This is a genomic window from Streptococcus oralis, from assembly GCF_001578935.1.
Lineage (GTDB): Bacteria > Bacillota > Bacilli > Lactobacillales > Streptococcaceae > Streptococcus > Streptococcus oralis_R.
Genome location: NZ_KQ969521.1, coordinates 317,321 through 329,900, shown reverse-complemented (window position 1 = coordinate 329,900; position 12,580 = coordinate 317,321). Strand labels below are relative to the sequence as shown.

General features: G+C 39.7%; 6 protein-coding genes, 1 pseudogene and 1 other annotated feature. All 7 genes and pseudogenes read right to left on the bottom strand.

What is annotated here, in order from left to right; translation table 11 throughout:
• A pseudogene (locus SORDD15_RS10190) lies at positions 1–157 on the bottom strand (ISL3 family transposase); the annotation flags it as partial.
• 263 nt (positions 158–420) lie between these two features.
• Positions 421–5,919 (bottom strand): ZmpA/ZmpB/ZmpC family metallo-endopeptidase, encoded by a 5,499-nt coding sequence (locus SORDD15_RS01615; RefSeq protein ID WP_061413778.1) that lies wholly within the window; start codon positions 5,917–5,919, stop codon positions 421–423.
• Positions 5,920–6,473: 554 nt separating this feature from the next.
• Positions 6,474–6,842, bottom strand: coding sequence for a 50S ribosomal protein L7/L12 (gene rplL / locus SORDD15_RS01610; protein WP_001196964.1), 369 nt, complete (start codon positions 6,840–6,842; stop codon positions 6,474–6,476).
• A 71-nt stretch (positions 6,843–6,913) separates the two neighbouring features.
• Positions 6,914–7,414, bottom strand: coding sequence for a 50S ribosomal protein L10 (gene rplJ / locus SORDD15_RS01605; protein ID WP_061413777.1), 501 nt, complete (start codon positions 7,412–7,414; stop codon positions 6,914–6,916).
• A gap of 38 nt (positions 7,415–7,452) precedes the next feature.
• Positions 7,453–7,588: a sequence feature (ribosomal protein L10 leader region), on the bottom strand.
• Between the two features lie 61 nt (positions 7,589–7,649).
• The gene (locus SORDD15_RS01600; RefSeq protein ID WP_061413773.1) at positions 7,650–8,909 is read right to left on the bottom strand and encodes a TRZ/ATZ family protein; all 1,260 of its coding nucleotides are present in this window, start codon (positions 8,907–8,909) and stop codon (positions 7,650–7,652) included.
• 114 nt (positions 8,910–9,023) lie between these two features.
• Positions 9,024–10,772, bottom strand: a complete 1,749-nt coding sequence (locus SORDD15_RS01595; RefSeq protein ID WP_061413771.1) for an ABC transporter ATP-binding protein — start codon at positions 10,770–10,772, stop codon at positions 9,024–9,026.
• Between the two features lies 1 nt (position 10,773).
• Positions 10,774–12,498: an ABC transporter ATP-binding protein gene (locus tag SORDD15_RS01590; protein ID WP_061413769.1), complete on the bottom strand. Its 1,725-nt coding sequence runs from the start codon at positions 12,496–12,498 to the stop codon at positions 10,774–10,776.
• Positions 12,499–12,580 lie beyond the last annotated feature (82 nt).

Below are 12,580 nucleotides of genomic sequence, written 5' to 3'. Positions count from 1 at the left end.
ATTTCTTCATTTGATTTCCGCAATCAGGACAAGATGGAGCTTCGTAATCCAGTTTAGCGATGATTTCTTTGTGAGTATCCCTCTTGATGATATCCATAAATTGGATATTAGGGTCTTTAATATCGAATAGTTTTATGATAAAATGCAATGGTTCCATATGATTCTTCCTAATGATGGTTTAGTCGCTTTTCATTATAGGTCATATGGAACTTTTTTCTACAACAAAATAGGCTCCATAAGATCCATAGGAGATTTACCCACTACAAATATTATAGAGCCTGATAATTTTAACTGATAGAGAGTAAACGATTGGAGAAATCCTAAATAAGACTTGAAGTCATCGCTTTAAGCGTTGATTTTAAATCTTTTGAAATTTTCGATAACTTACTAATTTGCGGTAAAAGCTAGTCTCTACTAGCCTCATTTGAAAATAGACTGTTTAAAACTATCGGTTTGTTGCAGTAACTGCCTGAAGACTTCAAATTTAAAGTTTCTTGTTTCTTGTTCATTGAATTGACTTTTAGCCAAATCTTTTTGAACAGCTTCTTTAAAACCTTCCAGTAATTCATCAAAACTACTATATTCTTTCTGTCGAATCACAACAGAGCGAATACCTTTTTCTTTTAGCTGATTCACTACCTTAGCAAAATAGGCTTTTTTGAAGGCCTCCATACTTGTAAATTCTCCATTAGAAATTTTAGAAATAATGAAATCATCACTCAATCCTAGTTGTCCTTCTTCAATCGCCTGCTTTTTATATTTATTCGAAGCGTAACCCAATACTCCTTTTTCAAATCCATAATATCCCCAAAGTCGGAAAGTATTGTGTTTGAACATTAGAGCACCCGGTGATCCGATAGAATTTTTCCCACCTCCATAGATAGCAGTCATATAATCTATTGCAATATAACTTGTCTTAAAATCTGCTGGATTGTAAGTTTCATTGTCTACTGCTCTATCAGACATCAAAGCTTGGTCTACCAAATCATCAACACTAGTAATTGAAAGTCGTGTTTTCTCTTCAGTTGTTAATGGGCGAACTGTATCGTACTGAGCTGTTTTACTAATTATTTTTGGTTCAATTATCTTAAACCATTTCATAACCGCTTCCTTACCTTGGGAAATAACGGCATCTCCTTCTAAGTAGTCTAAGAGCATCAGAGTGTCGTTATACTGTTTCATATAAGTGTTGATTTCTTGTTGATTCTTAAACTGAGTCGGTGAAGCATTATAGATTAAATTTCCATCATTTTGCCGTTCAAATGCCATATTCAATCCAAGTGCACCCCAGCCGGGTTGACGAGGAACCGGTGACTGGAACAAGCCTTGTGCATAAGCTTCCGGCCCCATATTTTCGCGTCTAGGGTAACCTCCTAAATAAATCCATGAGTCGTTAACATGCGTTAACTCATGCGTAAAAACAGAAATGCCATACTCACTTAAAAGGTCAAAAGCCTCATAATTGACACGATTTCTTCCTCCTGCATGAGCTCCATAACCATGGTAGGAATACCATCCGCCCATAGGACCTCCAACAAGATTATAAAATTCTCTTGCTGGCGCATAAGGATTTCCTTTTTTGTCATTTCCGTTCTCGTCTACCCATTCACTTCCTGGAATACTCAATCCTTCCCAAATTGCTGTTACATTTTCTTTAACCATTTTTCCTTTAATGGAATCAGGTAAAATTTTATACCAGGTATCTACATGATTTCTATGGGCATCTGCCACTATTTTTATCCATTTATTAAATTCATCGCCCGTCCAATTAGGTCGCTTCTCTTTACTGACAAATGCCATCGTACTATAATTTGAAAGGATAGCCAAGTGTGTTTTCTTAAGAGTTAACAAGGGTAAAATAAATCCTTGATAATGTTCAGCTCTCAAGTGATCATATACACGATAGGTAGCTTGTTTAATTTCATCCACTAGCGATGGACGCTCTTCAAATTGAATATGCTCTTTCGTTACATCCTTAAACCATTCTTCTGTTGTAGTGTAATGAGTCAGTAAAGAGCGATTATACTCTAGATAATCAACTAGTTCTCGTTGATGTGTTTCTTTTGCAAAAAACTCCTTATATAAGATAGCATTTTCCGATCCCCTTAATTTTCTCTCACCCACATTACCTAAAGCAATCAATCGTTTCAAGAGATCAATCTTTTCTCCATGAAAACCAGGTTTAAAAAGCAATAAATCTTTGATATCATAATGAGAGAAATGCACATCATAATAACGATTGATATAGCTTAAGGCAAGTACAATAGCTTCTTTATTAGCAATGATTTTTTCTTTTAAGCTACTACGGGCACCTTGATTTTTATGGTGTAGCTGTAGCCATTCAGTCGTAAGAATAGATTTAAGCATAACGGGAAGTTGCTTTTTGACTGCATCCACTGATTCATCTAGGAAAAGTCTCTTTACTTTATCCAATTTTGTATTTTCTTTCTCAATTCCTAGTATGTGATACACTTTATCTGAGTATAAGTCTACTTTTTCAAGTTCTTTTACAAGGGCATCTACCTCGGAAGTTTCCACATTATCATACATCCAGTCAGGGGTGTAGACTATACCTAAATCATTCACTGTATATTCCAACGTATTCGAATCTAGTGAGCCTCCATTAAAGTTCACTGCGTATCGTTCTTGGCTACCATCTTCATAATGAACCATCACATGATCGATATCTCTACCAGAAAAAACGAAATTATTTCCTTTTAAAGCAACAATCGATTTAATTTTCTTTATAGCAAGAGTGGTTTGATGAATGTTTGAACGATTTCCTTCATGGATTATAAATTCTTTATTATAATATGGTGTAAACTGGAGCAGGTTCGTATAGACCTTTTGATTTTCAGGGTTGTAATCTTCTATCATTTCAAGGGATGCTCCTGTTTTCCAACTAGCGTTTAATCGATCAATCAACAAGCTATCTGCGCTACTTGAATGCATTGCTGTGATCTGATAGGTTGCAACTCGTTTGTCTGCTTCTTCTTTAGAGAGACGTTGGTAAGAGGTATCTTTCCCTGCTTCGCCTGAACTACTCTCCTTCACTCCAAACATGTTGGTAATCTTTTGTTTAAACCAACGATTATTTAAATCACTATCTGAACCAAACAACTCCTTTCCTTTTAGTACTTTGGCATAACTAACGACATTATCAATGGCACCATAAGGCCAAATAGTTGCTGCAATTCCTCCTGCTTGTCCACTTCGTTTAATTTCTAGACTCCCTTTGGCAACGGATTGAGTTAGTTTTCCCCAAGTTCCCCAGCCACCACTAGCATCCATTGTTGTCCCATTTTGAGCTACCAGCATACTCGAATTCGTCGAACCATACACTTCTATCGTTGCATCAACAAAAGCTCGTTTAACTAGCGACAACATATTTCTACCTGCAATTCCTGCAGTGACAGAATTTCCTCCTTTAGATTTTATTTTCCCTGTGAAGGATACATTCTCTATTTGTGAATTACTTTCAAGATTATTAACAAGTCCAGCAACATGATCTCGTCCTTCAAGATAACCTTCAACATGGACATTTTCAATTCTTGTTTTGTCCTTTATAGTTTTTGCAATAGTTGCAATAGAATCTCCTTGAGGACTGTCTGGAAATACCATCTGTACTCGTTTAAAGTCAATATCTCTCACACTACCAGACTTAATCGTATCAAACAGAGGATACTGTAAATCAAATAAGGCATGTCTTTTTTGGTTCAATTCCCCAATTAATTGCCCAGTAAACTCCCCTTTAATGTAAGATTTCCCATTCCCTTCTGGTTTTACATGACGTGCCGATAAATCTCCTCCCAATATAAATGTCCCTGAAGGATTTGATGCCATCGCCATAATCAAATCTTTAAAATCATAAAACACATTCTCTTCATGAGGAATAGTCTTTTCCATATAATAATCAAAACCTGACGTCAAACGGCCATCTTTTTTACGTGTTACTAAGTTCAAATCATTAGAATGAATTTTGAATACCTTTTTATTTTCAATGCTTTCCTCTGTAATGTTGTCCACTGACAGAATCGTATCTTTGTTATTCGTAGAAGTTAGTTTTAAATAGTAATTTGCTAAATCATGTGGAATTTCTGACAAGTGAGTTACTTGTATCTCCTGCCCATTTCCAAATTTCATCATAGATACTGATTGAATACCTTTCAGTTCTATTTTCTTAGCATCTAGTCTAAAGTTCTTCTCTGCAAGCTTTATGTGCTCTAAACCTTTCCCTCCATCATAATAAATAGTCGTCGCAACCTTATAATCTTTGTAAAGCTTAAGATTATCTATGCGAGTTGCTAATGTATTCAAATTCAATTCAATTGTACGAACAGTATCTTGATTCGTTTTTATTTCAGCAATAATCTGTTTAACTTCTACCTTATCCTTATTTTCAAGGAAATAACGCAAATCTACAGAATGGTCAAGAAAGTCTGAATCTATTTTATTTAAGGTAAGAATAGGAGGAAGTTTACCTTGTTTAACAACATACGTTGGTTTCTCGGATTCTACCAAGGGAGTTCCGCTTTCGCCATAAACTGGCTTCTCTGCCTCTACCAAGGGAGTTCCGCTTTCGCCATAAACTGGCTTCTCTGCCTCTACCAAGGGAGTTCCGCTTTCGCCATAAACTGGTTTCTCGGATTCTACCAAAGGAGTTCCGCTTTCGCCATAAACTGGTTTCTCAGCTTCTACCAAGGGAGTTCCGCTTTCGCCATAGACTGGCTTCTCTGCCTCTACCAAGGGAGCTCCGCTTTCGCCATAAACTGGTTTCTCTGCCTCTACCAAGGGAGTTCCGCTTTCGCCATAGACTGGCTTCTCTGCCTCTACCAAGGGGGTTCCGCTTTCGCCATAAACTGGTTTCTCGGATTCTACCAAGGGAGTTCCACTTTCGCCATAAACTGGTTTCTCTGCCTCTACCAAGGGAGTTCCGCTTTCGCCATAGACTGGCTTCTCTGCCTCTACCAAGGGAGCTCCGCTTTCGCCATAAACTGGCTTCTCTGCCTCTACCAAGGGAGTTCCGCTTTCGCCATAGACTGGCTTCTCTGCCTCTACCAAGGGAGTTCCGCTTTCGCCATAGACTGGCTTCTCTGCCTCTACCAAAGGAGTTCCGCTTTCGCCATAGACTGGCTTCTCTGCCTCTACCAAGGGAGCTCCGCTTTCGCCATAAACTGGCTTCTCTGCCTCTACCAAGGGAGTTCCGCTTTCGCCATAGACTGGTTTCTTGGGTGCTGTTAAGAAATCAGTAGTTGCCGGATAAATGGAATCTGCAACTGTCAACAAGGAAGGAACTTCAGAAATAAGTCCTCCTTTTTCTTTTGTTGATTCTCCCTTTCGGAATTCCCCTAAATCATCACTTGACAAATATCCGATATAATCATACCCATCGATTTCAATCACTCCTTGAAACCAATCAGACATTGAATCTATCTGTTTACTTTGATCGTAATAAGATAGTCTTCCATACATTAGAGAAAATACATCGTAGGGTAGGAATAAACTATTTCCGACAGAAGCAACCACTAAAACACCTAATATCTTAGAAGGCTTTTTTTTCGAAATAACCAAAACAAGTAATACAACTCCAGAACTTCCCACTAAAAACAGAGAAGAAGAAACTGAACCAGTCTTAGGAAGAGTCAATTGTTCCTTTTTCCTATAAATCAGATAATAAGTATCCTGTAAAATACGATTCGGCAATTCTTTATGAATAAGATTTTGCTCATCCACAGTCAATTCTTTATCTTCTAAGTAATGAAATTGAATAACTTTGTTTTCACTCTTGTCATTGGCTTTTACAGAAATTGATAGAAGTGGACTACCTAGAATGGTTGCGCCAAGAAGAATAGAACCTACACCTAATTTGAGTTTACGGATTGCATATTTTTCAACCCTTTTATTTTCTTTCCAATTCATCGTATTCGATTGAACATCCCTTCAACTATATTTTTAATATATTGTTCTTACAATTATTTTATCAAAAGTATAGACTTTATTTCAACTAGTTAGAGTGAAGTTACGCCATTTTTATGTTATTATCATCAGTATCCCGTTCAAACTTGTAACACCTAAAACACCCACCCCCCCTAACTGCTAAAGAAATTAACCATCAATAATAAAAGTAGTTTTAGAAAAACTTTTAGTTCATGAATTAACCATTAAAAAAGAATCAAAACTATTAGCAATCCGTTTGACTTTCTGTCAATATCCTAGACACATTTTGGGAGGAATTCAACTCTAGAGAAGTTCATCGAGTTACACAAGTTAAGAAAAAACACATCCCCTAACTGGCAGGTAAAAACTTGGATCATTTTTTATGGAAAACCCATTATTCAAAAGTTGTTTGTCTCCTAGATAAACTATATAATTAGTTTGCCCCTTTTTTGCCCCTTCTTGAACAAAAAGAAAAACCGCTACTCCTAAGAATAGCGGTTTAATCATGTTTTTAAGCTACAAAAGTAGTCGCTCTATTATTTAAGAGTAACTGAAGCTCCAGCTTCTTCCAATTTAGCTTTGATTTCTTCAGCTTCTGCAGTTGGAACGCCTTCTTTGATGACACCTGGTGCACCATCAACAAGTTCTTTAGCTTCTTTAAGTCCAAGACCAGTGATTTCACGTACAACTTTGATAACGCCAACTTTTTTGTCACCAGCAGCTGTCAACTCAACGTCAAATGAGTCTTTAGCAGCACCAGCGTCAGCAGCACCAGCTGCAGCAACAGCTACAGGAGCAGCTGCAGTTACACCAAATTCTTCTTCGATAGCTTTTACAAGGTCGTTCAATTCAAGGATTGAAGCTTCTTTAATTTCAGCAATAATGTTTTCAATGTTCAATGCCATTGTTATTTCCTCCAAATAAGTTTTTAATTTTAAATAGTTTTTGTAGCTAGGCTACGCTGCGCAGATTAAAATTAAGCTGCGTCTTCTTTGCTTTCTGCAACTGCTTTGACTGCAAGTGCCACGTTGCGCACTGGTGCTTGAAGTACAGAAAGGAGCATAGAAAGAAGTCCTTCGCGGTTTGGAAGAGTTGCAAGTGCAAGAATCTCTTCTTTAGATGCGACAGCGCCTTCGATTGCACCACCTTTGATTTCAAGTGCTTCAGCAGTTTTAGAAAAGTCGTTCAAGATTTTCGCTGGCGCGATAACATCTTCGTTAGAAAATGCTACTGCAGATGGTCCAACAAATACTGATGCAAGATCTTCAAGACCAGCTTTTTCAGCTGCACGACGCAAGATTGAGTTTTTAATGACTTTATACTCAACTTCGCTTCCACGAAGCTCACGACGAAGAACTGTATCTTGCTCAACTGTCAAACCACGAGCGTCTACAACGACGATAGATGCAGCAGCTTTCATTTTTTCAGCCACTACGTCAACTAGTTCCGCTTTTTTAGCAATAATTGCTTCACTCATTAGTGTGTTCACCTCCGTAATTATTTTGCTTGGGGAATTTTTCCAAAAGAAAAACGCGCCCAAACCTAGACACGAAAGTACAATACGCTTCTTTTTACATGATACGTTTTGTCCTCGGTAGGATCTTTATGAGTCGAGCTCCCCTACTGTCTTAGGCAGTTTTTTCAAACCGTATATAAGTATAGCATAGACAAAAAAAGAATGCAAGATTTTTGCAAACTTTTTTTAAATTTTTTTAAATCTCTACTGTCAAAACTTTGCCTTGCTTAACCACCTGTTCTCCAGCGATATAAACATCATCAACATCACTGGATTTGACAGCATAAACCAGATGAGAGAGCATATTTTTCTGAGGTTGAAGATGGATTTTTCCTTGTGGTTGAATAACGAGAAAATCTGCTTGTTTACCAACTTCCAGACTTCCTATCTGATTTTCCATTCCAAGAACTTTAGCACCTTCTATCGTCAAAGCCTTTAGGGCTGTTTCGATAGGAAATTGGCTGGCATCTCCACTTTTCATCTTCTGAAGAAGGGCTGCAGTCCGTCCTTCCTCAAACATATCTAAGTTGTTATTAGAAGCAACTGAGTCAGTCGCAATACCGACTGCTACTCCCACTTTTTGCAGTTGGATGATGGGAGCAATACCTGATGCCAATTTGAGGTTACTAATAGGATTGTGCGCAATAGCTACTTGAGACATTGCCAAGCGTTCAATTTCTCTCTCGTTTAATTCGACCCCATGAGCAAAAACAGACGGATGATCTAAGTAACCCAGTTCTTCTAGAAAGGCGAGGGGACGTTTGCCGTATCGTTTCAAGATAATTCCTGATTCCTCCTTGGTCTCTGCCACATGGATATGGATGGGAATGTCCAACTCTTTTGCCATATCTAAGCTTGCTTCCAGCAAGTCTCTACTACAGCTGTATGGAGAGTGAGGAGCTACCATAACCTTGAAATTTGGATTTTCATATCCTAAGATTTTCTCGATGATAGCTCGTGTTCTGCTTATGGTCTCAGCAGTTGTTTCTGTCTCTGAAGAAAAGAGAGTCGGCGAGAAATAACAACGCATCTTAGAGGCCTTGACTGCCTGATAAATTTGCTCAATCTCCACTCCATTGGGATTATACATATCGTTGAAGGTTGTTGTGCCTGACTGGAGCATTTCTGTCAGAGCTTCTTTGACCGCCTTGGTAGTCATATCTGGAGTAAACTCAGCCTCTGCAGGCCAGATATAGTCATTGAGCCATTCATGGAGGTTGCTGTCATCTCGGATCCCTCGCAAACCTGTCATAGCAGAATGGGTGTGGCAATTAACCAAACCAGGCATGATCCAGGCTCCCTGATAGTCTATAATCTGCTCAGCTTGCTCTAAAATCTCTGGCTCCTCTTGACCGACATAGATAATTTGAGAATCCTTAACGGCTAAGATTCCATTCAAATAAACATGGAAATCTTGGTCACAAGTCACGATATTTACATGCTGATAGACTTTCATTATAGGCTCCTTTTCTAAAAGACAATTTACAGTGAATAATTTTTCTAGCTATTGTAACAAAAAAGTCACCCGAAGGCAACTTTTTTTGTCCATAAAATTTCAAAATAGAAAGGATTATTCAGAGCTAAAAGCCGCAGCTTTTTGCATTTGGTAATACTTGCCCTTTCTAGCCATGAGATCATGATGGTTACCATGCTCCACAATGTCACCATCTACCAAGACAAGAATCAAATCCGCATCCTGAATGGTTGACAAACGGTGAGCAATAATAAAACTTGTGCGCCCCTTCATGAGTTTGGCAAAGGCATCCTGTACTAGCACCTCTGTCCGTGTATCGATGGAGGAAGTCGCCTCGTCTAAGATAAGAATCTTTGGAATAGCTAGAAAGACTCGGGCGATGGTCAAGAGCTGGGCTTGACCGACAGAGAGAGATTCTCCTGCATTTTCCAACTTAGTATCGTATCCCTGTGGCAACTGTTGGATGAAAAAGTCTGCGTTGGCTGCTTTGGCAGCGGCAATCACTTGCTCCCGACTGGCATCAGGATTCCCAAAGGCAATATTGTCATGAATAGTCCCTTGCTTGAGCCAGGTTTCTTGGAGCACCATGCCAAACTGCTGTCTCAATGATGCTCGGGTATAATTATAAATAGATTGCCCATCTATCAAGATATCTCCCGAGTTAATAGGATAAAAACGCATGAGGAGATTGATGAGAGTTGACTTACCAGCACCTGTCGGACCAACGATGGCCACCTTGCTACCAGCTGGGATATCGATAGACAAATCCTTAATCAAGATCCTTTCAGGATTGTATCCAAAAGAAACATGCTTAAAGGAAATGGCCACCTTGACTTGGTCACTGGTCAAGATTTCCTTACCTGTTTCAGCCACCTCTGGACTTTCTAAGACAGCATAGACGCGCTCTGCGCAAGCGAGAGCACTTTGTAACTCAGCTAGAACTGAAGAAATATCATTAAAGGGCTTGGTGTACTGTTGGACATAGTTCAAAAAAGTCACTAAACGCCCAATGGTCAAGGTGGACCCCATCATGATACGATAAGCTCCTACTCCAGCTAGAAGAGCATAAATGAGTGCGTTGACAAAGCGAGTCGAAGGATTAACCGTTGATGAATAAAAGATGGCTGACTGAGAATAGCCTGCGTAGTTAGCATTCGCCTCGTGCAGTCTTTGGATAAACTCTGTCTGAGCATTGAAGGACTGGATAATAGTCTGCTGGCTAAGCGACTCTTCCATCAACTGAGTCTGAATTCCCCTCGTCTCTGTTTGCTTCTGGAAGAGATGATAGGAGCGTTTGGCAATAAAACGTGAAATCACCATAGATAATGGCGTCAACAGCAAGACCAAGAGGGTCATGAGGAGATGAATTTGGAGCATAGCTAGAATACTAACCAAAATCATCAAGACACCAATGAAAAATTGGTTAAAAATCATGGTCAAGCCGGCTGCCAGCTGTTCTATGTCTGTGGTCACACGACTAACCATCTCTCCACTACCTTGCCGATCCACAAAAGCAATCGGTAAACGATGAAGCTTATGGATGATTCGCTCTCGCAAGTCTCTGGTATAAGAAAAAATTAGACGATTATAAAGAAGAGGATTGGCCCATTGTACCAGTGTATTTCCTATGACCACCAATATCATTTGGAGGAAAATCTGCCAAAAAACTGGTGATGAACCAGCCACTAGAACTTGGTCAATGACCTGTCCAATCAGAATAGGTAGGTAAATTGATAAGCCAACTTGGGCAATAGTTCCTAGAAAGGCAAGGAAAAGGAGGAAAGGATGGCTTGCTAAATCCTTAGCCAAACGTTTGAGCGTCTGGTTTGCAGTTTGTCGTTTCATGCTAGTCCTCCTTTCCATGTTGGGATGCATTAATCTCACGATAAACTTGACTAGTCTTCATCAAATCCTCGTGCTTACCAACAGCTAGTAACTCACCTTTTTCCAAGAGGAGAATCTGGTCAGCCATCTGAAGTGTCGAAGTTCGTTGAGAAATCAAGATTAAACTCGTGTTAGGTAAATTCTCTCGGATAGCTTTCAAGAGCTTGGACTCAGTGATGGTGTCGAGGGCTGAGGTCGCATCATCTAGGATGAGAAATGGAGCTTGGCGCAAGACTGCTCGTGCGATAGACAGCCTTTGTTTTTGTCCGCCTGAGAAATTTCGACCTCCTGCCTCAACTAGGGCATCCAAAAGTCCTTCCTTTTCACTGACAAAATCCTTAGCTTGCGCAATCTCCAAGGCCTGCCAGAGTTGCCGGTCAGATACTTCTCGATTGAAACCTAGAGTCAAGTTGGAACGAATAGTTCCTTTAAAGAGTTCGACCTTTTGGGGAACATAAGCAATCCAAGACCGCCACTGCTCAAGATTAAGAGGACTACGTCCATCTCTATAAAGGTCAATGCTTCCCTTGTCTGCTGGATAAAGACCAAGTAAGACTTGCACCAAGCTTGATTTACCAGAACCCGTACCTCCGATGATACCAAGGATTTGCCCCTGCTTCATATCAAAGGAAATGTCTCTCAGAGAAGGCTGGGCTGCATCAGGATAGGTAAAGGTTAATTCCTTGACTTGTAAAACCTGATCGCTGGTAACTTTCTTTTGTTCTAATTCTGAATGGATGTTTTCTGGAGCTTCAGCAAAGACTTCCTCAATTCGTTTGGCTGAGATATAGGATTGATTGAGGGAATTAATCAGCATGGCGAGCTTAACCAATTCTACTAAAATCTGCAGGAGGTAGTTGATAAGGGCAATCAGGGCACCTTGACTGAGTAAACCTCCTTGAATTGAAATATAGCCCTGCCAGATGATAACGAGGAGAGTTCCATTAACAATCAGATAGGTCAGAGGTGTTAATAAACTAGACCAGAAACCTGTCTTTTCTTGTAATCTAGCATAAACTTGGTTAAGAGTTTGAAAAATCTGTAACTCTCGTTTTTCCTGACCAAAAGCACGAATAACTCGCATGCCTTGTAATTGCTGGCGCGTTTCCTGAACTAGCTGGTCCGTTTTCTTTCTGAGACTACTGTAGAGAGGATTGACCAGCCGAGATAGGCCGACAATAACAATCGTCAAAATGACAACCATAACCAAAAACCAGAAAGTCAGCTCAGCCGAGATGCGATGGGCCATAAAAATGGCACCAAAAACGATAATGGGCGCTCGCAAAAAGAGGCGCAGGAATTGATTGATCCCAGTCTGAATCTGATAGGTATCCGAAGTCAAGCGAGTCACTAAGCTCGAAGTTGTCAAACGATCTCTGCTGTTCTTGGGTAAGGAAAGAATATGACGATAAAGGTCGTCTGTCAGTTCTTTGGCAAAACTAACCGCTGCCTTGGCTGAGTAAAACTGAGCTACCAAGGCCACTAAAACGCCAATCACTGCAAAAATAAGGAGCAGGCCAATCTGCATCCATAGATGCCCTTGATCTCTCTGGGGCAAGGACTGGTCAACAATCCCAGCAATCACCATGGGAACCAAGAGCTCAAACACAGCTTCAAGTAACTTGAACAAGGGTGCTAAAATTGCTTCCTTGATATAGGGTTTAAAGTAAGATAGTAAGTGTTTCATAAATCCCTTCTATTTTCTAAAATGAAGAAAGTGGGAAGTCCCACTACCTCTTTTTTATTGTTTAAGTAAGGCAATAGATAGC